Source organism: Saccharopolyspora cebuensis (genome assembly GCF_039542665.1).
Classification (GTDB): Bacteria; Actinomycetota; Actinomycetes; order Mycobacteriales; family Pseudonocardiaceae; genus Saccharopolyspora; species Saccharopolyspora cebuensis.
This window is the reverse complement of record NZ_BAABII010000007.1, coordinates 162,203-186,498: the sequence shown is the minus strand read 5'-3', so window position 1 is coordinate 186,498 and position 24,296 is coordinate 162,203. Positions and strand designations below refer to the sequence as shown.

General features: G+C 73.1%; 23 protein-coding genes. 13 read left to right on the top strand and 10 right to left on the bottom strand.

Going from position 1 to position 24,296, the window contains the following annotated elements:
- Positions 1–594 precede the first annotated feature (594 nt).
- Positions 595–795 carry a hypothetical protein gene (locus tag ABD976_RS13955; RefSeq protein WP_345363009.1) on the top strand — a complete coding sequence of 67 codons (201 nt, stop codon included), beginning with the start codon at positions 595–597 and terminating at the stop codon, positions 793–795.
- A 57-nt stretch (positions 796–852) separates the two neighbouring features.
- Here the strand turns inward: ABD976_RS13955 and ABD976_RS13950 are convergent, their stop codons facing one another.
- From ABD976_RS13950 to ABD976_RS13930, 5 genes are all read right to left on the bottom strand, one after another.
- A complete protein-coding gene (locus ABD976_RS13950; RefSeq protein ID WP_345363007.1) occupies positions 853–2,457 on the bottom strand; it encodes an ABC transporter ATP-binding protein in 1,605 nt (534 codons plus the stop codon).
- Entirely contained in the window at positions 2,454–3,323 is an 870-nt protein-coding gene (locus ABD976_RS13945) for an ABC transporter permease (protein ID WP_345363005.1), read from the bottom strand. The genes ABD976_RS13950 and ABD976_RS13945 overlap by 4 nt, the downstream gene beginning before the upstream one ends.
- On the bottom strand, positions 3,320–4,279 hold the full coding sequence (locus tag ABD976_RS13940; protein ID WP_345363003.1) for an ABC transporter permease: 960 nt from the start codon (positions 4,277–4,279) through the stop codon (positions 3,320–3,322). The genes ABD976_RS13945 and ABD976_RS13940 overlap by 4 nt, the downstream gene beginning before the upstream one ends.
- 1 nt (position 4,280) lies before the next feature.
- Positions 4,281–5,891: an ABC transporter substrate-binding protein gene (locus ABD976_RS13935; RefSeq protein ID WP_345363001.1), complete on the bottom strand. Its 1,611-nt coding sequence runs from the start codon at positions 5,889–5,891 to the stop codon at positions 4,281–4,283.
- A 124-nt stretch (positions 5,892–6,015) separates the two neighbouring features.
- Complete coding sequence (locus tag ABD976_RS13930) at positions 6,016–6,474, bottom strand: histone-like nucleoid-structuring protein Lsr2 (protein WP_345362999.1); 459 nt, start codon at positions 6,472–6,474, stop codon at positions 6,016–6,018.
- 361 nt (positions 6,475–6,835) lie between these two features.
- On the opposite strand from ABD976_RS13930, the gene ABD976_RS13925 reads away from it, so the two are divergent.
- The gene (locus ABD976_RS13925) at positions 6,836–7,180 is read left to right on the top strand and encodes a histone-like nucleoid-structuring protein Lsr2 (RefSeq protein WP_345362997.1); all 345 of its coding nucleotides are present in this window, start codon (positions 6,836–6,838) and stop codon (positions 7,178–7,180) included.
- A gap of 123 nt (positions 7,181–7,303) precedes the next feature.
- Here the strand turns inward: ABD976_RS13925 and rbsK are convergent, their stop codons facing one another.
- Positions 7,304–8,203: a ribokinase gene (gene rbsK / locus ABD976_RS13920; protein ID WP_345362995.1), complete on the bottom strand. Its 900-nt coding sequence runs from the start codon at positions 8,201–8,203 to the stop codon at positions 7,304–7,306.
- A gap of 131 nt (positions 8,204–8,334) precedes the next feature.
- Here rbsK and ABD976_RS13915 point away from each other — a divergent pair, with 131 nt between their 5' ends.
- Complete coding sequence (locus ABD976_RS13915; RefSeq protein ID WP_345362993.1) at positions 8,335–9,408, top strand: hypothetical protein; 1,074 nt, start codon at positions 8,335–8,337, stop codon at positions 9,406–9,408.
- A 265-nt stretch (positions 9,409–9,673) separates the two neighbouring features.
- Here ABD976_RS13915 and ABD976_RS13910 read toward each other — a convergent pair whose 3' ends face one another.
- The 4 genes from ABD976_RS13910 to ABD976_RS13895 all read right to left on the bottom strand — a co-directional run bounded on the left by ABD976_RS13910 (position 9,674) and on the right by ABD976_RS13895 (position 13,947).
- Positions 9,674–10,540: a spermine/spermidine synthase domain-containing protein gene (locus tag ABD976_RS13910; RefSeq protein ID WP_345362991.1), complete on the bottom strand. Its 867-nt coding sequence runs from the start codon at positions 10,538–10,540 to the stop codon at positions 9,674–9,676.
- A gap of 40 nt (positions 10,541–10,580) precedes the next feature.
- The gene (gene speD, locus ABD976_RS13905; RefSeq protein ID WP_345362987.1) at positions 10,581–10,967 is read right to left on the bottom strand and encodes an adenosylmethionine decarboxylase; all 387 of its coding nucleotides are present in this window, start codon (positions 10,965–10,967) and stop codon (positions 10,581–10,583) included.
- Between the two features lie 63 nt (positions 10,968–11,030).
- Positions 11,031–12,227: a type III PLP-dependent enzyme gene (locus ABD976_RS13900; protein WP_345362985.1), complete on the bottom strand. Its 1,197-nt coding sequence runs from the start codon at positions 12,225–12,227 to the stop codon at positions 11,031–11,033.
- Positions 12,228–12,435: 208 nt separating this feature from the next.
- On the bottom strand, positions 12,436–13,947 hold the full coding sequence (locus tag ABD976_RS13895; protein ID WP_345362983.1) for a PucR family transcriptional regulator: 1,512 nt from the start codon (positions 13,945–13,947) through the stop codon (positions 12,436–12,438).
- A gap of 229 nt (positions 13,948–14,176) precedes the next feature.
- On the opposite strand from ABD976_RS13895, the gene ABD976_RS13890 reads away from it, so the two are divergent.
- The 10 genes from ABD976_RS13890 (at position 14,177) to ABD976_RS13845 (ending at position 24,278) form a co-directional block, all read left to right on the top strand.
- Positions 14,177–15,046: an FAD binding domain-containing protein gene (locus ABD976_RS13890; RefSeq protein WP_345362982.1), complete on the top strand. Its 870-nt coding sequence runs from the start codon at positions 14,177–14,179 to the stop codon at positions 15,044–15,046.
- The gene (locus ABD976_RS13885) at positions 15,037–15,507 is read left to right on the top strand and encodes a (2Fe-2S)-binding protein (RefSeq protein ID WP_345362980.1); all 471 of its coding nucleotides are present in this window, start codon (positions 15,037–15,039) and stop codon (positions 15,505–15,507) included. The genes ABD976_RS13890 and ABD976_RS13885 overlap by 10 nt, the downstream gene beginning before the upstream one ends.
- Positions 15,504–16,853, top strand: a complete 1,350-nt coding sequence (locus ABD976_RS13880; RefSeq protein ID WP_345362979.1) for an 8-oxoguanine deaminase — start codon at positions 15,504–15,506, stop codon at positions 16,851–16,853. Before ABD976_RS13885 ends, ABD976_RS13880 begins: the two co-directional genes overlap by 4 nt.
- The gene (pucD, locus tag ABD976_RS13875) at positions 16,850–19,144 is read left to right on the top strand and encodes a xanthine dehydrogenase subunit D (RefSeq protein WP_345362978.1); all 2,295 of its coding nucleotides are present in this window, start codon (positions 16,850–16,852) and stop codon (positions 19,142–19,144) included. Before ABD976_RS13880 ends, pucD begins: the two co-directional genes overlap by 4 nt.
- A gap of 65 nt (positions 19,145–19,209) precedes the next feature.
- Positions 19,210–19,704, top strand: a complete 495-nt coding sequence (locus ABD976_RS13870) for a nucleoside deaminase (RefSeq protein WP_345362976.1) — start codon at positions 19,210–19,212, stop codon at positions 19,702–19,704.
- 615 nt (positions 19,705–20,319) lie between these two features.
- On the top strand, positions 20,320–21,759 hold the full coding sequence (locus tag ABD976_RS13865) for an NCS2 family permease (RefSeq protein WP_345362974.1): 1,440 nt from the start codon (positions 20,320–20,322) through the stop codon (positions 21,757–21,759).
- A gap of 9 nt (positions 21,760–21,768) precedes the next feature.
- Positions 21,769–22,341, top strand: a complete 573-nt coding sequence (locus ABD976_RS13860) for a nucleotidyltransferase family protein (RefSeq protein ID WP_345362972.1) — start codon at positions 21,769–21,771, stop codon at positions 22,339–22,341.
- Between the two features lie 121 nt (positions 22,342–22,462).
- Positions 22,463–22,768 carry a hypothetical protein gene (locus ABD976_RS13855; RefSeq protein WP_345362970.1) on the top strand — a complete coding sequence of 102 codons (306 nt, stop codon included), beginning with the start codon at positions 22,463–22,465 and terminating at the stop codon, positions 22,766–22,768.
- A gap of 109 nt (positions 22,769–22,877) precedes the next feature.
- Entirely contained in the window at positions 22,878–23,471 is a 594-nt protein-coding gene (locus ABD976_RS13850) for a TetR/AcrR family transcriptional regulator (RefSeq protein ID WP_345362968.1), read from the top strand.
- Positions 23,472–23,549: 78 nt separating this feature from the next.
- Positions 23,550–24,278, top strand: a complete 729-nt coding sequence (locus ABD976_RS13845) for an MOSC domain-containing protein (protein ID WP_345362966.1) — start codon at positions 23,550–23,552, stop codon at positions 24,276–24,278.
- Positions 24,279–24,296 lie beyond the last annotated feature (18 nt).

Here is a 24,296-nt window from a genome sequence, read left to right as displayed (position 1 = left end):
CAATGACTGTTGAAACAATCCCAGCAGACACTCCAACCACACCCCCACAAAAAAGGAAGGCCGGTGAGCGTCATACTCAAAGAAACCCCAAACAAAGGGGCTGTTCAAATCATGAACACTAGCCAAAAACAGTTCGCTGTTGAGTTCTCAAAGAACACACCCACACCACAACCACACACCCAAGCATGCAGTCGAGGGGAGCAATTCCCATGTCGTTTCGGTGCTGATCACCCTAGCAGGCCCGAAACACCGGCTTTCCCGGGGGGTCCCCGTTCATCCCGGCCGCTTCACGCCACCGCATCGAGTTCTCAACGGACAGCCCACTCTACCACCCGAAAGCAGGAGCTTGGTTCGCCATCCCCGCCAGCACCCGGTCCGTTTCCCGGCCCGTTCCGCGCTGGCCTGGACTAATTTACACACCCCCGGAACCCCCCGTTCACCCACCCCCCTCTTTTCGCATCGCCGCAGCTCAGCCCGGCATCTCCGCGCGTGCGGGCCGATGCCCCACGTTCGAGTGGGTCATCCCGCGACGGTGGGTGGTGATCAGATCGCGCCGGTAGCCTCCCGGGCATCCGGTCAGAACGGGGGTGGCAGTTGGACTCGACGCCGATCTACACCGAGCTGCGCGAGACGCTGATGGATCCGGAGGACACCGATTGGGGGCAGAGCTCCCCGCCGGAGTTCGCCGCCGCGTTGACCGAGCGGAGCAACCGCTCGAAGGCGGAGACCGCGAAAGCCGGCAAGGCGACGTCCGGTTCCCGCTCGCGGAGCAGACGGCACCGCGCCGACGACTGACCTGGCTTCCGGACCGCACCGCGCCCGCCGCGGTGCGGTCCGCTCGTCCGGGGCCGGTCAGCCCGCCGCGAGCCGACGGCCGCGCTGCGCCTCGGGGTCCGGCACCGGTGCCGCGTCCAGCAGTGCGCGGGTGTAGGGGTGCTCCGGCTCGCCGAGCACCCGGGCCCGGTCGCCCTGCTCGACGATCCGACCGCGCCGCATCACCGCGACCCGCGCCGCGAGCATGTTCACCACCGCGAGGTCGTGGCTGATGAACAGACACCCGAAGGACAGGCGCCGCTGCAGGTCCAGGAACAGTTCGAGCACCGCGTCCTGCACCGAGACGTCGAGCGCGCTGGTCGGTTCGTCGGCGATGAGCAGTTCCGGCTCCAGCGCCAGGGCGCGGGCGATGCTGACCCGCTGCCGCTGACCGCCGGAGAGCTCGTGCGGGTAGCGGTCGCGCATCGAGGCCCCGAGCTCGACGGCGTCGAGGAGTTCGCGCACCCGCCGCTCGCGTTCCGGCCGAGCACCGGCGCGGTGCAGGCGCAGCGGTTCGGCGATGCTGTCGCCGATGCTCAGCCGGGGGTCCAGCGACGAACCCGGGTCCTGGAAGACGATGCCGATCCGGCGCCGGACCGGCCGCAGCCGCCGCGCCGGGAGCCGGGTGATGTCCTGCCCGGCGATCCGGACGCGGCCCGAGGTCGGCGTGGTCAGCCGGGTCGCGCAACGGCCCACCGTGGACTTGCCCGATCCGGACTCCCCGACCAGCGCCACCACCTCGCCGCGGTCCACCCGCAGCGAGACCCCGTCCACGACCGGCGTGCCGCCGTAGGCCTTGACCAGGTCCTCGACCTCCAGCACCGGTTCGTCCGCGGGTTGCGGTCCGGGGCCGCCGGAGACGTCGAGCCGGGGCACCGCGGCGAGCAGGCCGGCCGTGTAGGTCTGCGCGGGTTCCCGGAACAACCGGTCGACCGGCGCCTGCTCGACGACCTCGCCCCGGTACATCACGACCACCCGGTCGGCGAGGTCGGCGACCACCCCCATGTCGTGCGTGATCAGCAGCACGGTCATGCCCAGCCGGTCGCGCAGGTCGCGGAGCAGGGCGAGGATCTCGGCCTGGACGGTGACGTCGAGCGCGGTCGTCGGTTCGTCGGCGACGAGCACGTCGGGTTCGCAGGCCAGGGCCATCGCGATCATCACCCGCTGCCGCTGGCCGCCGGAGAGCTGGTGCGGGTAGTAGCCCAGCCTGCTCCGCTCGGGCAGCCCGACGAGCCCGAGCAGCTCGACCGCGCGCTCCCGCGCCTGGGCCCGCGAGGCGTCGGTGTGCAGCCGGACCGCTTCGACGAGCTGCCAGCCGATGGTGAAGACCGGGTTCAGCGACGTCATGGGTTCCTGGAACACCATCGCGACGTCCTTGCCGCGCACCCGCCGCCAGGACCGGGCGTCGAGCTCGCCGAGCTCCCGCTCGCCGAGCCGGATGCTGCCGGTGACCTCGGCGTTCGGCGGCAGCAGTCCCAGCGCGGACATCGCGGTGACGCTCTTGCCGGAACCGGATTCGCCGACCAGCGCGAGGATCTCGCCGCGTTCGACGGCGAAGTCGACGCCCCGGACCGCCTCGACGACGCCGTCCTCGGTGCGGAACCGCACGCGCAGGCCGGAGAAGGACAGCACCGGGTCGCTCATCGGTTCCCCTTCGGGTCGAGGGCATCGCGCATCCCGTCGCCGAGCAGGTTGAAGGCGAGGGTGGCGATCACCACGGTGAGCCCGGGGAAGACCACCAGCCAGGGCGCCTGCGCGAAGTAGGTCTGCGCCGCCGAGAGCATCACGCCCAGCGACGGGGTGGGCGGCTGCACGCCGAGACCGAGGAAGGACAGCAGCGATTCGCTGATGATGGCCTGCGGGATCATCACGGTGATCTGGATCAGCAGCGCGTTGACCGAGTTCGGCAGCACGTGCCGCCCCAGCACGGTGGCGGGGCGCGCGCCCGCCGCGACGCAGGCGTCCACGTAGGCCTCGCCGGTGAGCCGCAGCGTCTCGGAACGCGCCACCCGGATCAGGTTGGGCACCAGCGAGAGCCCGATGGCGATGGCGGCGTTGGTCAGCGAGGGTCCGAGCACCGCGGCGAGCCCGACGGCCAGCACCAGGAACGGGAACGCCAGCAGGGTGTCGGTCAGCCGGGACACCACCGCGTCCACCGCGCCGCGGTAGTACCCGGCGACGAGCCCGAGCGGCACCGCGACCAGCACGGCCAGCGCGACCGCGAGCACCCCGACGAACATCGAGGCGCGGATGCCGTGCAGCACGCGGGAGAACTGGTCGCGGCCGAGCTCGTCGGTGCCCAGCCAGGAGGCGGTGCCGGGTTCGGCGAGCACCCGCCCGAAGTCCACCGCGGCGGGGTCGTCCGGGGACAGCACCGGCGCCAGCAGCGCCACCAGGACCAGCGCCGCGGACAGCACCAGGCCGAGGACCCCGGTGCGGTGCCGCAGCAACCTGCGCAGCACCCGGGCGGAACCGCTCGCCGCGGGCAGGTCGGCGACCGACTGCGTCATGCGGTACCTCCTCGGACCCGGATCCGCGGATCGACCAGCGAGTACAGCAGGTCGACCAGCAGGTTCACCACGATGTAGCCGACCGCGCTGACCAGGACCGCGGCCTGGATCACCGGGTAGTCCCGGGTGAACACGGCGTCCACCATGAGCTTGCCGAACCCGGGCAGCACGAAGATCTGCTCGGTGACCACCGCGCCCGAGATCAAGCCGCCGAGCTGCAAGCCGAGGATGGTGAGCACGGTGATCAGGCTGTTGCGCAGCGCGTGCACCCCCACGACCCGCACCCCGCCCGCGCCCTTGGCCCGCGCGGTGCGCACGTAGTCGGCGGTCAGCGCGTCCAGCATGGAGGAACGCATCTGGCGCATCAGCACCGCGGCCAGCCCGCTGCCGAGCACGAAGGCGGGCAGCAGCATCCGCTCCAGGTTCTCGATCGGCGATTCCGCGAACGGCACGAAACCCGACGCGGGCAGCACGCCGAGCCACACCGCGAACACCAGCACGCACAGCAGGCCGAGCCAGAAGTTCGGGATGGACAGGCCGAACAGCGAGACGCCGTTGCCGAGCCAGTCCAGCACGCCGCCGCGCCGGACCGCCGCGAGCACCCCGGTGGTCAACCCGATCAGCGCGGCGAACAGCAGGCTCAGCAGGGCGAGTTCGAGGGTGACCGGGATCCGTTCGAGCAGGATGTCGCCGATCGGCAGGCCGGTGCTGGTGGATTCGCCGAAGTCGCCGCGCAGCACCTGGCCGATCCAGCTCGCGTACTGCACGGGCAGCGGCTGGTCCAGGCCGTACTCCTCGCGGACGGCCTGCACGGCGGCCTCGTCGGCCTCGACCCCGGCGATGGCCGCCGCCGGGTCGCCGGGCAGCGCGCGCAGCCCGGCGAACACGACCAGCGACACCAGCACCAGGGTCACCAGCGACTGCAGGATGCGGTTGAGGGCGTAGTTCGCGGTCATGTCAGCTCCCCGCCACGTGCCCGGCGGTCTTCATCCGGATGATCCCGTCGGGGTTGACGACCACGCCGGCGATCCCGGTGGAGTGCGCGGTGTAGTACTGCGGTCGCCACAGGTAGATGACGTTGTTGCGGGCTTGGAGGTCCTGCACGATCCGCTCGTAGAGCGCCGTGCGGGCGGCCACGTCCTGCTCCGCGGCGGCCTGCTGGATCAGCGCATCGGTCTCCGGGGTGAAGTGCCCGCTGTAGTTCTGGCTGGAGCCCTCGGTGTGGAACACCGCGATGTTGCCGTGCGGGTCCGGGCGGCCGGACCAGCCGATCTGGAACACCTCGAACCGGCCTTCCTTGCCCGCCGCGATGGCGGTGGTCGATTCGGTGGGGCGCAGCACTGCCTCGAAGCCCGCCTCGGCCACCATCGCCTGGACGATCTGGCCGACGCGGCTGTTCGTCGGGGAGTTGGCCAGCATCAGCTCGAAGCGCACCGGGGTGCGCACCCCGGCCTCGGCGAGGAGTTCCCGGGCGCGCTGCGGGTCGTGCGGCGGGCAGGTCTGCGTCGCCGGGGTGGCGAACTCGCTGGTCGGCGGGATCGGCCCGCACGCGGGGCGGTAGAGCCCGTTGAACGCGATGCGGGTGAGCATCTCCCGGTCGATGGCCAGCGACAGCGCCTGCCGGACCCGGGGGTCGTCGGCCAGCGGGCCGGTCACCTCGCCGGTCTCGCCGCCCACGTTCCGGATGTTGACGGTGAGGCCCTGGTACTGGATGGAGGGCTGGTTGAGCAGCACCACGCCCTTCTCCCGGGCCACGATCGGCACCTGCGGCGTCGGCACCTCCCACATCACGTCGTACTCGCCGGAGCGCAGGTTGGCCAGCCGGATGTTGTCGTCGGGCACCGCGCGGTAGACGAGCCGGTCGAGCTGCACCTGCTCGCGGTCGTAGTAGTGCTCGCTGCGCTCCAGGACGATGCGGTCCTGCTGCACGCGCTCGACGAAGTCGAACGGGCCCACGCAGACCGGGTCGTCGGCGAAGTCCTCGCCGAGCTGCGCCAGCCGCGCCGGGGACATGATCATGCCGGCGCGGTCGGCGAGCACGCTCGGCAGCGGGGCGTAGGGCTCGGACAGCCGCAGCCGCACGGTGAGCGGGTCGACGACCTCGACGGATTCCACCGCGGCCAGCTCGGTGCGCCGCGCCGAGGTCTCCAGGGTCAGGTGCCGCACCAGGCTGGTGCGCACCGCCTCGGCGTCGAACGGGGTGCCGTCGTTGAACCGCACCCCGGGCCGCAGCGGGATGGTCAGCTCCAACCCGTCCGGGGAGACCTCGGGCAGCGCGGCGGCCAGTTGCGGCACCACCCGGGTCCGGGCGTCGACGTCGTAGAGCTTCTCGCACATGCTCGCGAAGACCTGGCGCCCGGCCAGCGTGGTGGCCAGCGTGGGGTCGAGCCGGTCGGGTTCCTGGTCGAGGGCGATCACCGCCTCTCCCCCGCGCACCGTGGGGGCCTGCACCGAGGCGCGCTCCTGCGCCGCGGTCCGCTCCACGTCGACCAGCGGGCTGCACGCCGCGGTGGCCGCGGTGACGGCCAGCACGGCCACCGCGGCGCACCACCTGGACCGCGCGGTCACCGGCGCCTCCTGACGACCTCGGTTGTCAACGGTCGCAAACCGTATGGCTTCCGAGGGCGGTGTGTCCACACTCGGTGATCAACCGGAAACGCAGGGGCCCGATCCGCAACCCGGACGAAACGGATCAGTCGACGGCGGAGGAGAACTGCGGGAGCGAGACGGCGGGCGACTTCGGGGGTTCGCCGGTTTCCTCGGGCTGCGGTTCGGGCGCCGGTTCGTCGCGCGCCGGTTCCTCGTGGGCGGCGTCGATCTCGGCCGCGGAATCGTCCGGGGACTCCTCGCGCGCCTTCTCCTTGAGGTGGTCCCGAGTGCGCTGCGCGGCACCGCGGATCTGCTCGGTCAATTGCTTGTTGACCTGACGGGCTTCTCGTTCTTCCCGTTCCTGCTGCTTACCGCCCCGCGCCGCCTGCTCGGGAGTCCGCGCTCGCGCGATGTAGCGTTCGAGCACCGACCGGAGGCGCTGAGCGTGCTCGTCGTTCAGGTCGATTTCGTACGTCACGCCATCGAGCGCGAAGGTGATGGTGTGCTGCGCTGGGCTCCCGTCGATGTCGTCGACGAGTTCGACCTGAATCCGCTCGGCCATGATCACCTGTCTCGGAACGCGCCCCGCTCGCGATCCGCGACACCCGCAGGTGAGAACACCCGCGACCACCGCGGCCCATCCGCTCGGGCATCGCTGTTGTCTCCCCGCCAACCATAGAACAGCGCGCGCTGCGGGCGATAACCGCCGTGCGGGTCACGACCGGTTGCACGCCGCCAAGTCCTGCGGTACGACTCACCGTAACCGAGCGGAACGCGAACAGAAAGTAATCTGGCGCACACCGCGGAAAACCGGTCCGGCCCGCTGGATCATTCTTCCTTCGATCGTTTATCGTTTCGCTCGTTTCTCGCCGCAGGCTCCGGCGGGGGTACCAGCGGAATACGATCCGGAATCGAGGCTCACCGTGGCGCAGAAAGTCACCGTTCAGCTCGTCGACGACGTCGACGGCACCGTAGCGGACACGACCGTCGAGTTCGCGCTGGACGGCGTCAGCTACACAATCGACCTGTCCGACGACAATGCCGCCGCACTGCGGGACTCGCTGGCGTCGTTCGTCGCGAACGCCCGCCGCACCGGCGGGCGGAAGCGGTCCGGCGGCAAGTCCGCCAAGCAGCAGTCGAGCCCGACGACGGCGGACCGGGAACGCAACCAGGCCATTCGGGAATGGGCCCGGGAGCAGGGCTGGCAGGTTTCCGATCGGGGCCGCATTCCGGCCGAGGTCGTCGAGGCGTACGACAACGCTCAGTGACCGCGACACCCTCCTGGCGGGGCTGCCATCGTTCGGGTGTCCACCAGGAGGGTCTCCTCCCCGACACCGCACCCCGGCGGTGCGGGTCGGGGACCTGGTGGCGCGGTGGTCAGCGTCACCCTCCTAGTGGCTGGTGAGGAACGCCTCGATCTCCGGGCGGCTCGGCATCGAGCCGCTCGCGCCGATGCGCTGGACCGACAGCGCCGAGGCCGCCGAGGCCAGCCGCAGCGCCTCCGGCATCGCGACGCCCTCGCCCAGCGCGGTCGCCAGCATCCCCACGAAGGTGTCCCCCGCCGCGGTGGTGTCCACCGCGCGGACCGGGAAGCCGGGCACCTCCACCACTTCGCCCTGCCGGGTGCCGTACAGCGAGCCCCGGGCGCCCAGGGTGATCACCACCTCCGGCACCAGCTCGAGCAGCGCGGCCAGCGCGCGGTGCGGATCGTCGTGGCCGGTCAGCACCGCGGCCTCGTGCTCGTTGGGCACCAGCAGGTCCACATTCGACAGCAGCTCGGCGGGCAGCGGCGCGGCCGGCGCCGGGGTGAGCACCACCCGGACGCCGTGGCGCCGCCCGGCCGCGGCGGCCTCCGCCACCCCGTCCAGCGGCGTTTCGAGCTGGAGCAGCACGCACGACGAACTCGCGAGCAGCGCCTCGTCGCCCTCGACGAGCCCCTGCACCGCCGCGTTGGCCGCCGGGACGATGACGATCGAGTTGTCGCCGGAGTCGTCCACCACGATGTGCGCGGTGCCGCTGCGCCCGGGCACCGTCCGCAGCCCGCTGACGTCCACAGTGGAGTCGGCGAGGTTCGCGCGGAGCTCGGCGCCGAACTCGTCCTCCCCGACCGCGCCGACCATCCGCACCGCCGCGCCCGCCTTGGCCGCCGCGAGGGCCTGGTTGGCGCCCTTGCCCCCGGGGGCCGTGCGGAACTCCCGGCCGAGCACCGTCTCGCCCCGGGACGGCGCGGTGCCGGCGTAGGCGACCAGGTCCATGTTGCAGCTTCCGAATACGGTCACAGTCGTCGTCACGCGGACCATCATCGCCGACCGGGGCGGTGCGGCGGGCGGCGGGCACGCACGCCGCGCGGCGGGTCACCGCACGGTGGAGCACGTACGATGCCGAGCAACGACGAGAAAGGCGAGGCGCGGTGGATTACGCGGTGACGGCGGAACTGGAGCCGCCGGTCGGGGCGGTCACCCTCGACGCGCTCCAGCAGGAGGGGATCGCGGCGGTGCTGGACCGCCACCTCGCGCTGGTCGAAGGGGTCTCCGGTCCCGGCGAGGCCGACATCGACGTGCTGGACTACCGGATCACCGCGCACCCGACCGGGGCGAACGTGGTGCTCGCGCTGGACGCCCCGTCGCTGCTGGCCGCCGAGCAGGCCGCCGCCTCGGTGCTCGACGAGCTGGTCGGCGAGAGCGAGGTGCTCACCGGCTGGTCGGTGGCGCACCCGGAGGTGCGGATCACCGAGGACGAGTTCAACCAGCGCCTGGCCGCCGCGGGTGAGGTCCGGCCCGACGACGAGCTCGAAGCGGCCGTCGAGGAAGCCCTGGAGCACACCGCCGAAACGCCCCGCACGATGGACGTCGAGCAGTGGCGCACCCGGCTCACCGAGCTGTCGGCCCAGCTCCGCGCCTTCGACGTCGACACCTTCGCCGGCCCCGGCGAGCCCGCCGAGCGGGCCCGGTTGGCCGCGGGCGCACTGGTGCACGCGGTGCGGGTGGTGACCGACGAGGTGTTCTTCGACGAGCTCGCGCTGGCGATCAACAACGCCACCGTCGCCGACGCGGTGGGGCTGCTGGTGCTGGAGGAGCTGCCGCCCTGCTACGACAACCGCTACGACTCGCTGTTCGCGAGGTCGTTCCTGCTCGCCTCGGCGGCGGTCGCGGCGCGCCTGACCGAGCCCGGGTGGACCCCGCCGCGCTCGGTCGCCGAGGCGCTGGCGCTGCGGCTCATCGTCAACGAGGCCCGCGTCGTGCTGGAGGCCGCCGAGCTCGTCGGCTGGGACGCGAGCGGACCGGTGTTCGCCGCCTTCGCCGACCAGGCGTTCGGCGACAACGCGCACGAGGAGCTCTACGAGATCGACCTGCCGCGCCCCGAGGACGCCGACGACGAGACGACCGTCCAGGTCGGCAAGGTGGAAGCCGAGCTGCGCTCCCGAGGACTGGCGTTCGACCAGTGGTTCGACCCGCGCGACGAGGATCGAGCAGGCCTGCACCCCTACCTGGGCTGAGGTGGTCGTGCCGTGGTCCTTTTGCGTGGCGGTGCGGGTGGCACGGCTCCACCCGCACCCGACCACCGTCAGGCAAGCGGCGAAGCCGCTTCCGCCTTGCCCCACCTGATCAACCGGCACCGCCGCGGGTTCTCAGCGGCCTTCTCGCGAGGACGCCCTGACGCCGTGTACGTGTTTGGTACATCAGGAAGGGCGCCCGGAGCGAGAAGGCCGCTGAGGTTCCGCTACCCGCACCGCGAAGCGGCGGAACCACAACACCTACACGTCACCCGCGCAGCGAGTACGGGGGTACCGTGGAGCCGATCAGGTCGGCCTCGTCCACGGTGCCCGGCGTGTACCGCAGCTTCGGGTAGCTCTCCAGCATGAGGTTCGTCGGGTCGTCGATCGGCTCGACGCGGCCGAACAGGAAGGCCCACTCGTGCTCGTCGGAGCCGAAGTAGGTGACGGTGTCGAACACCCGGTTGAACCGGCGGTACGCGCGGATCAGGGTCTCGTTGCGCCACACCGTCGGGCATCCGGCCTGGTAGGCCACCACGCCGCCGGGAGCGAGCACGTCGTAGCAGCGGCGCAGGAAGTCCTCGCCGTAGAGCCGGTTGTGCTGCTCGTCGGCGTCGTCGGCGCGCTCGTCGGGCAGGTCCACGACCACGATGTCGTAGCCCTCGACCGGCGCCTGCTCCAGGAAGGCGGCGCCGTCGCCGAAGTGGATCGAGACGGGGCCTTCACCGCGTTCGGCGCGGGCCAGCTCGTCGGTGTCGTACCCGTAGGGCAGGTGTTCGGCGCAGAGCCGGACGCACTGCTCGTCGATGTCGACGTGGTCGACGCGGCTCGCCCCGGCCTGCACCGCCATCCGGCTCGCGACGCCCTCGCTGGAGCCGATGATGAGCACCCGCTCGATCTTCTCGGCGAGCAGGAAGGCGGGCACCATCATCGCCTCGTGGTAGACGAGCTGGGAGAACTCGGTGCTCTGCCGGTCGTCGTCGCAGAACAGCGAGACGCCCTGCTCGGTGCGGCCGATGACGACGTGCTGGTACGGCGTGTCACCTTCCCACAGCACCTCGTCGACGCGCCACAGGCGCCGCAGCCCGGCGCCCACCGGTTCGCTGATCCACTGGTGCCCGTCGAGTTCGATCAACGCCAGCTCCTCTCGAAAGTCCTGTGCCTCGACGGCGTCATCACGGTTCGATGTCCCGTCCGCGGCGGATCGTCTGGATGCTCGTCGTCGTCGGCTTGAGCGCCTCGGCGAGCAGTTCGACCGCCCGCTCCGGCTGCGCGGTGTTCCCGCAGGTGAAGACGTCGATGAAGATCGAGCCGTCCTCCGGGTACGTGTGCAGCGAAGCGTGGGATTCGGACAGCAGTGCCAGCACTGTGACACCTTGCGGCTCGAACCGCTTGGCGATCATCTCGCACACGGTGGCACGGGACTCGCTGAGCGCGGTGCCCAGGGTGTCCCGCAGGAACTGCTCGTCGTCGAGCAGCTCCGGTTCAACGCCCTCCAGCTCGGCAAGGACGTGCTGGCCGGTGAACAGACCGACCAGGGGCGTCCCGGTGTCAACGGACATCTATCGACCTCCCATCGTTTCGCAGAATTCCCGGCGGGCAGGGACGCGTCGAGGACGCGGCGGTCACCGCCGCTCGTCGCCGTCGACGCAGTAGGTGGGCAGCGGCGCGAAACCGTTGAAGCTCACCGACGAGTAGCTGGCCGTGTAGGCGCCCGCGCTGAGCAGGTCCACCCGGTCGCCGCCGCGCAGCGTCACCGGCAGCTCGTAGCGGGTGCGCTGGTAGAGCACGTCGTCACCGTCGCAGGTGGGACCGGCCAGCACCACCGGACCGGTCGGGTCGCCGTCGCGGTCGGTGCGCAGCCGGTAGGTGATGGCCTCGCCCTCGGTCTCGGCCAGCCCGTTGTAGCGGCCGATGTCGAGGTAGACCCAGCGGTGCTCGTCGGACTCGCTGACCAGCACGACCTCGCTGCGCAGCACCCCGGCGTCGCCGACGAGGTGCCTGCCGGGTTCGACGAGCAGTTCGGGCCTGCGGTCGCCGAAGTGCCGGGTCAGGGACTCCTCGATGCGCCGGGCGTAGTCGGCCAGCGGCGGTGCCTGGTCGGTGTAGGCGGCCGGCAGCCCACCGCCGAGGTTGACCATCCGCAGCCCCGGTTCGGCGTCGAAAACCCGGCGCGCGGCGGCGATCCCGTGCTCCCAGGCGGCGGGGTCGAGCTGCTGTGATCCACTGTGGAACGACACGCCCCACGGGTCCAGCCCGAGTTCCCCGGCGAGGCGCAGCAGCGCCGCGGCGCGTTCCGGCGAGCAGCCGAACTTCTTGCCGAACGGCGTGCGGGAACCGGTGTTGTCCACCAGCACCCGGCAGAACACCCGCGCCCCGGGCGCCTCCTCGGCGAGCACGCGCAGGTCCGGTTCGCTGTCGGTGGCGAACATCCGGACGCCTTGGGCGTGGGCGCGGGCGACGTCGCGGCGCTTCTTGATGGTGTTGCCGTAGGAGATGTCCTCCGGTGCGGCGCCCAGCGCCAGGCACAGGTCGATCTCACCGGGGCTGGCGACGTCGAAGGACGCGCCGAGCGCGACCAGCTCGCCGACCACCTCGGGCGTGGGATTCGCCTTCACCGCGTAGCAGATCCGCCCGTCCGGCAACGCGCTCCGCAACTGCCGGTAGCGCTCCCGGACCACGGCGAGATCCACGACCAGGCAAGGGGTTTCGGGTTGGTGCCGGTCCAGGAACTGCACGATCGGATCCGTTGCCGGACCCGCCGCCTCGGCGGTGCCGCTCAGGCGGTCCGTCACGCTCGCGGTGGCGGACAGATCGGTCAATCCCGGTACCTCCGTCTCGGGTGGTTCGTGGCGGATGTGCACTGGGCGAGTGGCCCGTGAAGCGCGAGGACGACCATGCACGGTACCCCTCGCGTTGCCGGATTTCGAACGGCTCCGGGCCTGCTCCCGAGGTCGCGGCGGCAACTGTGAGCACTCCCACGCGGGGCGCGGACCAGGCGCGTCCGCGAGGCCGCCGAGCGTGTCCGGATCAGCGCGGTGCGTGGTCGTCCAGCCGCAGCGCGAGGTAGACGTCGACCCGCGCGGCGAAGCCGGTGAGGTCCCGGCCGCAGATCTCCTCGATCCGCCGGATCCGGTAGCGCAGCGTGTTCACGTGCAGGTGCAACCGCTGCGCGCAGCGCGACCAGGACCCCGAGCAGTCCAGGAACACCCGCAGGGTGCGCACCAGTTCGGTGTGGTGCGCGCGGTCGTAGTCGACCAGCGGGCCGAGCACCCGCTGCCGGTAGGAGCCGCGCAGCTCGTCCGGGACGGTGGCGAGCAGCACCTCGTGGGAGGCCAGCTCGCCCGCGCCGACCAGCACCGCCCGGCCCGGACCGGTGCGCGCGGCGGCCAGCCGGTGCGCGTGCCCGGCCTCCTCCAGCGCGCCCCGCAGCCCCGAGGCGGGCCCCGCGTCGCTGAGCCCGACCGCGAGGGCGTCCGCGCCGAGCGCGGGTTCGGCGTCGGCGAGCAGCCGCCGCAGCCGGTCGGCGAGCCCGTCGAGGTGCGCGGCGTCGTCGACGAACAGCGCGGTGGCGGTGCCGCCGGTGGCGGCGCAGACCGAGGCCAGCCCGGTCGCGGCGGCGAGCTCGCGGAGCACGGCGGTGGAGGCGGCGGCGTCCCCGGCGTCGAGCACCGCGGCGCGCACCGGTTCGTCCACCGGCAGCCCCGCGGTCTCCAGCCCGGCGGCGACCTCGGCCGGGGTCGAGGTGCCCTCCCGCAGCCTGCGCAGCGCCGCCTCCACCGAGCGGCCCGCGATCCGCCGGGCCTCGTCCACCCGCCCCCGGACCAGGGCGACCGCGGTGCCCAGGTCGGTGGCCACGGCCTCCTGCTCGGCGTCCCACCGGTCCAGGTCGCCGCGCACCAGCACCGACCAGCGGGCGGCGGGCGGACCGCCGACCGAGGCGACCGGCCACAGCACGTGCCCGGTGGGCACCGCCGCGGGCGGCGGTCCGGCGGCCAGCGCGCGCAGCGCCGCCGCGCGGGCCTCCGCCGGCAGCTCGGCGGTCCCGGCGACCACCCGGCCCACCGACGACAGCACCCAGCAGTCGGCGGAGCACTCGGCGGCGGCCAGCCGCAGCACCCCGTCCAGGTCCGCCCCGGAGGCGACCGCCGACACCAGCTCCCGGCGCGGGGCGGCGCGCCGCTGGACCCGCTCGGCGAGGGTGTTGAAGCTGACCGCGAGCGGCACTTCGAACACCGGGACGTCGTACCGGCGGCACGCGGCCACGAGGTCGTCGGGAGCGCGGCCGAGCCGCGCGGTGCCCGCGGCGAGCCCGGCGACCCGGGCGTCGGCGAGCGCGGCGACGAACGCCTCCGAATCGGCCGGGCCGGTGTGCCAGACCAGGCCGCTGAGCACCAGCTCCCCGCCCGCGAGGTAGCGGCGCGGGTCGAGCAGGTCGGTGATGTAGACGCCGCGCACCGGCCGGTCCATCCGGTCGGCACCGGTCAGCGGCACGAGCCCGAGTTCCTGGTCGGAGAGGAGATCGCTCAGCAGCACCCGCACCTCACTCCCTCGTTCCGGGTCCGCACCGGAAGCGGCGGGGCACCACCGCACCGTTGCGGGTCGACGCCGTGCACCGGCAGCACCGGGAGGCGCCGCCGAGTCCCGTTCGTAGGAACATCCTAATCCCCCGAACGTGGTGCACCGGCTTTTCAGCTGTTCCCACGCTAGGCAGCGCACCCCCCGCGGCGGTCTACTGGCCCGACCTCCACACGGCGACGGGAGACACACCGTGGAATTCCTCCGTCCGACCTCCTGGCAGGACGCGCTCGCGGCCCGGGCGGCTCACCCGGACGCGACGCCGATCGCGGGGGGCACCGACGTGATGGTCGAGGTCAACTTCGACCACCGCAGGCCCGGGGCGCTGCTCGACCTGACGCGGGTGCCCGAGCTGGCCGAGCTGTCCGAATCCGGCGGCGTGCTGCGGATCGGCGCCGGGGTGCCCTACGCCCGGCTGATCGACGAGCTCGGCGACCGGTTGCCGGGGCTGGCGATGGCCGCCCGCACCGTGGGCTCCCCGCAGATCCGCAACCGGGGCACCGTCGGCGGCAACCTCGGCTCCGGCTCGCCTGCCGGGGACGCGCACCCGCCGCTGCTGGCCTCCGACGCCGAGGTCGAGGTGGCGTCGGTGCGCGGCACCCGGCGGCTGCCGGTCGCGGAGTTCTTCACCGGCCCGAAGCGGACCGCGCTGGCCCCCGACGAGCTGATCGCCGCGGTGCACGTGGCCCCGGCCGGTGGTCCGCAGCAGTTCGCGAAGGTCGGCACCCGCAACGCGATGGTGATCGCGGTGTGCACCTTCGCGGTGGCGCTGCACCCGGAGCGGCAGCGGGTCGGCACCGGAATCGGCGCCGCCGCACCGACCCCGCGGCGCGCGCGGGAAGCCGAGGACTTCCTGGCCGCCGAACTCCCCTGGGGCGCACCGCGCCCGCTGCCGGAACCGGTGGTCCGCCGGTTCGGCGAACTGGTGGCCGCGGCCACCTCACCCATCGACGACGTCCGGGGCACGGCCGCCTACCGCAGGCATGCGCTGGCCGTGCTGGCCCGCCGGTCCCTCACCTGGGCCTGGGACGAGCACTGCACCGGGAGGCAGGAATGCGCCTGAAATTCACCGTCAACGGCCGCGCCCAGGAGGCGGACGACGTCTGGGAGGGCGAGAGCCTGCTGCACGTGCTGCGCGAGCGGCTCGGCCTGCCCGGTTCGAAGAACGCCTGCGAGCAGGGCGAATGCGGGTCGTGCACGGTCTACCTGGACGAGGTCCCGGTGTGCTCCTGCCTGGTGGCGGCCGGTCAGGCCGAGGGCCGCTCGGTGCGCACCGTCGAAGGGCTGGCCGAGGACGACCGGCTCGACCCGGTGCAGGAGGAGTTCGTCGCGGCCGGCGCCGTGCAGTGCGGGTTCTGCACGCCGGGACTGCTGGTGCAGACCCACGACCTGCTCGAACGGGTGGCCGAGCCGTCCGACGCCGAGATCCGGGAGGCGCTGGCGGGCAACCTCTGCCGCTGCACCGGCTACGAGAAGATCATGGACGCGGTCCGCGCGGCCGCCCGGCGACGGGCGCGGGCATGAGCCGCACGATCGTCGAAGGCGGTGCGGTCGTCGCGGTCGACGACGCGGGCACCGAGTTCGACGAGGGCCACGTGGTGATCGACGACGACCGGGTGGTGGCCGTCGGCCCGGGTTCCGCGCCGCCGCAGGACGGTCCGGTGCGGCGCATCGACGCCACCGGATGCCTGGTCACACCGGGCCTGATCAACACCCACCACCACCTCTACCAGTGGGCGACCCGCGGCTACGCGGTGGACGCGCCGCTGTTCGGCTGGCTCACCGAGCTCTACCCGGTGTGGGCGCGGCTGGACGCCGAGAGCACGCACGCCGCCGCCTCCGCCGGGCTGGCCCGGCTGGCGGCGACCGGCTGCACCACCACCGCCGACCACCACTACCTGTTCCCGCGCGGTGGCGGCGACGTCTTCGGCGCGGTCGTCTCGGCCGCCGACCGGGTCGGGGTGCGGCTGCACGCGGTGCGCGGCTCGATGGACCGGGGTCGCTCGCAGGGCGGGCTGCCGCCGGATTCGGTGGTCGAGGACCGGGACGAGGCGCTGGCGGCCACGCAGGAGGCCGTGGCGGAGTTCCACGATCCCGCACCGGGCGCCCGGGTCCGGGTTGCGATCGGCCCGTGCTCGCCGTTCACGGTGAGCACCGAGCTGATGCGCGAGGCCGCCGACCTGGCCCGCCGGCTCGGGGTCCGGTTGCACACCCACCTCGCCGAGACCGTCGACGAGGAGCAGCAGTGCCTGCGGGAGTTCGGCCGCACCCCGGTGGAGCACGCCGCCGAGCTCGGCTGGCTCGGGCCGGACGTGTGGCTGGCGCACGGGGTGCACCTGTCCGACGCCGCCATCGCCCGGCTCGGCGCGACCGGGACCGGCGTGGCGCACTGCCCGAGCTCCAACGGGCGGCTCGGCGCCGGGATGGCCCGGCTGCGCCCGCTGCTGGACGCCGAGGTCCCCGTCGGCCTGGGGGTGGACGGGGTCGCGTCCAACGAATCCGGCGGCATGGTCGAGGAACTGCGGCAGTCGCTGCTGCTGGCGCGGGCCCGCTACGGGCCGGAGGCGCTGGCGGTGCGGGACGCGCTGCGGCTGGCGACCCGGGGCGGGGCGCGGTGCCTCGGCCGGGACGACGAGCTCGGCGCGCTGCGCCCCGGGGCGCTGGCCGACGTGGCCGTGTGGCGGCTGGACGGGCTCGACCACGCGGGCATCACCGACCCGGTGGCCGCGCTGGTGCTCGGTCCCCCGCCGACGGTGGCGGCGCTGCTGTGCGGCGGTCGCACCGTCGTCACCGACGGCGCGGTGGCCCCCGAACTGACCGATGAGCTCCGCCGGGCCAGCGCCCACGTCCGCCAGGAGGGAACCCGATGAGCGATCACGCACCCGCTCGCAGCCCGCAGCACCTCGACGACGCCATCACCGGCGGGATCGGCGAATCCCCGCTGCGCCCGGACGGCGTGCTGAAGGTGCGCGGCGAGTACGCCTACGCCTCGGACCTGTGGGCCGAGGACATGCTGTGGGGTGCGACGCTGCGCAGCCCGCACCCGCACGCCCGGATCAGGTCGGTCGCCGTCGGCGAGGCGCTGCGGATGGCCGGGGTGCACGCGGTGCTCACCGCCGAGGACGTGCCCGGCGACAACCGGTACGGGCTCAAGTACGCCGATCAGCCGGTGCTCGCCGCCGACGTGGTGCGCTACCAGGGCGAAGCCGTGGCGCTGGTGGCCGCCGACCACCCGGAGACGGCCCGGCGGGCGCTGGACCGGATCGCGGTGGACTACGAGGTGCTCGACCCGATCACCGACCCGGAGCGCGCCGCCCACGACACCGCGCTGACCGCGCTGCACCCGGACGGCAACGTGGTCCGCCACCAGCGGCTGGTCCACGGCGATCCGGAGGCCACCGCCGAGGTCGTGGTGTCCGGGGTCTACACGGTCGGGATGCAGGACCAGGCGTTCCTCGGACCGGAGTCGGGGCTGGCGATCCCCGCCGAGGACGGCGGGGTCGACCTGTACCTGGCGACCCAGGACCTGCACTCCGACCTCGCGCAGACCGCCCGCGCCCTGGGCCTGCCGCCGGAGAAGGTGCGGCTGACGATGTCCGGCGTCGGCGGCGCGTTCGGCGGCCGGGAGGACCTGTCCATCCAGGTCCACGTGTGCATGCTGGCGCTGCGCGCCGGCAAGCCGGTGAAGATGGTCTACAGCCGCGAGGAGTCGTTCCACGGCCACGTGCACCGGCACCCGGCGCGGATGTACTACGAGCACGGCGCCACCCGGGACGGCGAGCTGGTCTACGTCAAGGCCCGGCAGTACTTCGACGGCGGCGCCTACGCCTCGAAGACCCCGGTGGTGGTCGGCAACGGCATCACCCTCGGCGTCGGCCCCTACGCGGTGCCGAACGTGGCGATGGAGAGCTGGGGCGTCTACACCAACAACCCGCCGTGCGGCGCGATGCGCGGTCTCGGCGCGGTGCAGCCGACCTTCGCCTACGAGTCGCAGATGGACAAGCTGGCCGCCGCGCTCGGGATGGACCCGGTGGAGCTGCGGATCCGCAACGCGCTCGCCGAGGGCGACGCGGTGCCGACCGGGCAGGTGCTGGACTACCCGGCGCCGGTGGCCGAACTGCTGGAGCGGGTCCGCGCGCTGCCGATGCCGCCGGAGCGCGCCGAGCGGCCCGACATCCGCGATCTGCCCGGCGGGGCGGCCAACACCACCCACGGCGAAGGCGTGGTGCGCGGCGTGGGCTACGGGGTGACGATCAAGAACATCTGCTACGCCGAGGGCGCCGACGACTTCTCCACCGCGCGGGTCCGGTTGCAGGTCGTCGGCGGGGAACCCGCGGCGATGGTGCACACCGCGGCCGCCGAGGTCGGGCAGGGCCTGGTGACGGTGCAGCAGCAGATCGCCCGCACCGAGCTCGGCGTCGAGCGGGTGACCATCCACCCGAACGACACCTCGGTCGGCCCGGCCGGGTCGAGCTCGGCGTCCCGCCAGACCTACATGACCGGCGGTGCGGTGCAGGTGGCCTGCGCGGCGGTGCGCGAGGCGGTGCTGCGCCGGGTCGACGGGCACGACCCGGCGTCGCTGGAGCTGCGCGGCGGCGCGGTGGTGACCGCGACCGGTGCGGTGGTGGCCGAGCTGACCGAACTGCTCGGCGACGACGTGGTCGAGGAGACCCGGGAGTTCCACCACCGCGAGACCTTCCCGCTGGACGAGCTGGGCACCAGCGAGCGCGCCCAGGTCCAGCACGCGTTCTCCGCCCACCGCGCGGTGGTCGACGTGGACACCGAGCTGGGCCTGGTCAAGGTGGTGCAGCTGGCCTGCGCCCAGGACGTCGGCAAGGCGATGAACCCGGAGGCGGTGCTCGGCCAGATCCAGGGCGGTTCGGCGCAGGGCCTCGGGCTGGCGGTGATGGAGGAGATCCAGGTGCGCGACGGGGTGATCCGCAATCCGTCGTTCACCGACTACCTGATCCCGACGATCCTGGACATGCCGCCGATGGAGATCGACGTGATCGAGCGCGGCGACCCGAACGCGCCCTACGGCGTCCGCGGCGTCGGCGAACCGCCGACGATCTCCACCACCCCGGCGGTGGTCGCCGCGATCCGCGCCGCGACCGGCAAGGAGCTCACCCACACCCCGGTCGCCCCGGAACACCTGATCTGAGAACCGCGCCGAGACGACGAAGACACGTGCCGGGCGACCGGCGCGCCCCGAGGAAGGAGACCGACATGGCCGTGGACCCCGCCACCGCACCGGACGTCGAGCAGCGGTGGCTGGTGCGGTGCATCGAGCTCGCCACCGCCAACGTCGCCGAGGGCGGCGGCCCGTTCGGCGCCCTGGTGGTGCGCGACGGGGAGGTCGTGGCCACCGGGACGAACCTGGTGACCGTCGACCTGGACCCGACCGCGCACGCGGAGGTCACGGCGATCCGCCGGGCCTGCCGCGCCCTGGGCAGCTTCACGCTGAGCGGCTGCGTGCTGGTGACCTCCTGCGAACCGTGCCCGATGTGCCTGGCCGCCGCGCTGTGGTCGCGGATGGACCGGGTGCTTTACGCCGCCGACCGGGACGACGCGGCGGCGGCCGGCTTCGACGACCGGGCGTTCTACGACATCGTCCGTGACCCGAGCGCGGGCAGCCCCACCCCGGTGGTCCGGGTGGACACCCCCCGCCGCAACGACGCCTTCGACGCCTGGCGGGCCAAGGCCGACCGGGTCGACTACTGACCCCTTACCCGTTCGGTACCTGAGTGAAGGGCCCCCTTGCCCAAGTTAGGACCTGTTTCAGAATGATCTGCGTGGCGGTGCGGGTAGCGGAACCTCAGCGGCCTTCTCGCTCCGGGAGCCGCTCCTGATGTACCAACCACGTACACGGCGTCACGGCTGTCCTCGCGAGAAGACCGCTGAGAACCCGCGGCGGTGCCGGTTGCGTGCCTCACCGCATGCGGCTCCGCCGCATTCTGAAAGGACCCCTTACTGGGACAAGGGCGCCCCTCACCCGGAATCACCCGGCGGTGGCCGCGCCGATCGGCTCCCGAGGTCCCGATCGGACGGCGCCGCGGCCGTCCTCACGAGCAGACCGCTGAGGACCCGCCGCGGTGCGGGCCGCGCGCCCCATCGCACAGCGGCTCCGCCGCTCCCCGAGCACGACCCTCACCCGTTCGGTAGCTGAGTGAGGGGCCCCCTTGCCCGAGTTACTGGGACAAGGGTGCCCCTCACCTGGAACGGATTCACCCCGCGGTGCGGCGGTGGCCGCGCCGATCCCCCACCGTCGACGTCCCGCTCCCCGGGACGCGACCCGACGTGCCCGCGCACGGGCCCACCAGCACGGGAGGACGGCCCATGACCCAGCGATCGGAGACTTCCAGACCCACCGCGCGCCCCGGCGCGGTGGACCGCTTCTTCGCCATCACCGAACGCGGCTCCACGCTCACCCGCGAGCTCCGCGGCGGCCTGACGACGTTCGTGGCGATGGCCTACATCGTGATGCTCAACCCGCTGATCCTCGGTTCGTCGGCGGACGCGACCGGGGCCCAGCTCACCTCCGCGCAGCTCACCACCGCGACCGCGGCCACCGCGGGGGTGATGACGGTCCTGATGGGCGTGGTCGGCAACGCGCCGCTGGCGATGGCCGCCGGGCTCGGCATCAACGCCGTGGTCGCCTACACCATCGCCCCCGCGATGACCTGGGCGCAGGCGTTCGGCCTGGTCGTGCTGGAGGGCGTCGTCATCGTGGTGCTGGCGGTGAGCGGTCTGCGGGAGCGGATCATCAACGCCATCCCGGACGCGCTCAAGACCGCGCTGACCGTCGGCATCGGCCTCTACATCGCGCTGATCGGGCTGGTCAGCGCCGGGTTCGTGACCCGGGTGCCGGACGCGGCGGGCACCACCGTCCCGGTGCAGCTCGGCGACGGCGGGCACCTGTCCGGGGTGCCGGTGGCGGTGTTCTGCCTGAGCCTGCTGCTGATGCTGGTGCTGATGGCCCGCCGGGTGCCGGGGGCGATGCTGATCGGCATCGCGGTGAGCACCGGTGTCGCCGTGCTCGCCCACGCCGCGCTGGGCCTGGACCCGCAGGGGTGGGGCACCGTGGTCCCGGAGCTGCCGGAGCGGATCGTCGGCAGCCCGGACTTCAGCCTGTTCGGCCAGGTCGACCTGTTCGGCGGTTTCGCCTCGGCCGGGGGCATCGCGGCGGCGGTGTTCCTGTTCACCCTCGTGCTGTCCGGCTTCTTCGACGCGATGGGCACCATCACCAGCGTCAGCAGCGAGGCCGGGCTGGTCCGCGACGGCAAGGTGCTCGGGATGGGACGCATCCTCGCGGTGGACGGGGTGGCCGCCGCGGCGGGCGGGTTGTCCGGATCGTCCCCGAACACGGTGTTCCTGGAGTCGGCCACCGGCGTGGCCGAGGGCGCCCGCACCGGGCTGGCGTCGGTGGTCACCGGACTGCTGTTCTGCGCGACGCTGCTGTTCACGCCGCTGGCGGCGATCGTGCCCGCGCAGGCCGCGGCCCCGGCCCTGGTGCTGGTCGGCGCGATGATGATGGCGCAGGCCCGGCACATCCCGTGGTCGGACCCGGACTACGTGGTGCCCGCGTTCCTGACCATCGCGGTGATCCCGTTCACCTACATGATCACCAACGGCATCGGCGCCGGGATCATCGCCTTCGCCGTGATCAAGCTCGCCCGGGGCCGCGTTCGCGAGATCGGCTGGTTCGTCGGGGTCCTCGCGGTGATCTTCACCGCCTACTTCGGCATCGAGGCGGTCGAGGCGGTGCTCGGCGGCTAGGTTGGCGCCGTGCGGGTAGCGGGAGTGGTGCTGGCGGCCGGGGCCGGACGTCGGTTCGGCGGGCCCAAGGCCCTCGTGGAGCTCGGCGGTTCGCTGCTGGTCGAGCGGGCCGCCCAGGTCCTCGCCGACGGCGGGTGCGATCCCGTCCTGGTGGTGCTGGGCGCGGCGGCGGCGGAGGTGCGCGAGCGCGCCGACCTCGGCGGCGCGGTGCTGCTGGACAACCCCGGCTGGGAGTCCGGGATGGGGTCCTCGCTGCGGGTGGCGCTGGACGCCCTGGCCGGGGGCGGGGCGGACGCGGCGCTGGTGCTGCCGGTCGACATGCCCGGCGTCGGGCCGGAGGCGGTCCGGCGGGTCGCGGCGCGGGCGGTGGACCGGGAGGTGCTCGCGGCCGCCGCGCAGGCCGGCCGGCGCAGCCACCCCGTGCTGCTCGGGCGCGCGCACTGGGCCGGTGCGCGGACGGCCGCGGTCGGCGACGCGGGCGCGCGGGACTACCTCCGGACGCGGGAGGTGGCCCTGGTGGCCTGTGACGACGTCGCCTCCGGCCACGACATCGACACACCGGAGGACCTGCCTCGTGGTTGACCCGTAAAGTCGAGTCACCACACTTGGCGTGACCGGTCCGGAACGTACGCACCGCCCGGTGTGAGCTGTTCCGGGCATGCGCGTCACACGAACGCCCGAGCAGGCCGGAGGCTGAGCACACATGGCGACCGGACACATCACCGCGAACTACGTGCCGGACGGAGACGACTGGCAGATCACCGTCACCGCCGGAGCGGAGCGCCGCTCGGCCCGCGCCGCCGGACTCATCGCGGCGCGGGACACGGCCGACCAGATCATCGAGGAGCTGGCCCCGAGTCCGGCGGGGCGCGTGGTGATCCACCTGCTCAACGGGGACGGCTTCGCGTTCACCACCGCCTACTTGCAAGCTCGGCACGGGCTGACCGACGAGGCCACCCGGCAGGCCGCTGCCGCCGCCGCGGGCAGCGCCCAGGCGCTGCGGCGGTGACACGAAGGCGTGCACAGTGGACCCGATGGCCCCGGTTCCCGGGCCGGGCTTCCCTAGGATGACTGCCGTGACAGCGTCGACGAGCAGTGCGCCCGAGGGGGAGCCAGCGGTGGATCCGAACCGTCCCGGACGCGGTCGGCCCCGGGACGCCAGCCGGGACGCCGCCCTGCGCCAAGCAGCGATGGAAGTGCTCGCCGAGGTGGGCTACCGCGCGCTGACGATGGACGCCGTCGCCGCGCAGGCCCGCGCCGGCAAGGCCACCATCTACCGCCGCTGGGACTCCAAGCTGGACCTGGTGATCGACACCTGCACCCAGCTCGTGCAGCGCAACATCCCCGAGCCCGACAGCGGCTCCGTCGAGCACGACCTGCGGGAGTTCCTCAGCGCGTTCGCGTCGTTCCTCACCGGCCCGGTCGGCAAGGCCGCGCAGGCCCTCGTCGGTGAGCTGCCGCACGAACCGGAGCTCGCCGCCGCGTTCCGCACCTCGTTCCTGCTGCCGCAGCGCGACGTGGTGCGCAGGCTCATCGACCGCGGCCTGCGGCGCGGCGAGATCGGCCCGGAGGCACCGGTCGACACGATCGTGGAGCTCACCGGCGCCGCGCTGCTCTACCGGCTGATGCTCACCGACGAACCGCTGGACGCCGAGTTCGTCGAGCGGCTGCTCACCCAGGCGCTGCTGCCCCTGCTGCACCGCGGGACGTGACCAGCACCGCACCGGCTGGCTAAGGTGCGACGTGGACACCGCCGCGCGGCGGTGTCGGCGAGTTCGAGGAGGCGCGGGGTGCTGGCTGGAACCGTTCGAGGGCTGCACCGCTGGCCGGTCAAGTCGCTGCGCGGCGAGGACGTCTCGGCGGCGCGCCTCGACGACCGCGGGATGGCGGGTGACCGCGCGCACGCGCTGGTCGACGGGCGCCGGGGGCGCGACGGCAAGGTCCGCACCGTGCGGCAGGACTCCGGGATGCTGAGCTGGTCGGCGGCCTACGGGGACGTGCCGGATCCGGTGGGCCCGCCGGAGCTGCGCGGACCCGACGGCACCAGGTGGACCTGGGGCGATCCGGGGCTGGCCGAGGCGCTGACCACCTCGCTGGGCGGACCGCTGGCCCTGCGGGCCGCACCCGGGCAGCAGGACCGGGGCCCGACGGTGCTGGTCACCTTCCAGGCGTCCCTGGACGGGTTGGGCGAGGAGCTGGGCGCCGAGGTCGACCTGCGGCGGTTCCGGACGAACCTGCACCTGGAGGCGGACCTGCCCGCGTTCGCGGAGCAGCGCTGGGAGCCGGGCGTGCGGCTCGCCGTGGGCGAGGTGGAACTGGCGGTGACCGGCGAGCACAGCGGTCCGTGCGTGCGTTGCGCGGTGCCGAGCTGGGACGCGGCGGGCCGGGAGCGCTGGCGCGGGCTGCAGCAGCACCTGATCGGCGCGCACGACAACCTGTTCGGCGTGATCATGCGGGTGACCAGGGCCGGGGACGTGCGGGTGGGCGACGAGGCCGGTGAGCCTTCCGCGCGGGTGTGATCCTCGCGGAGGCCCCCG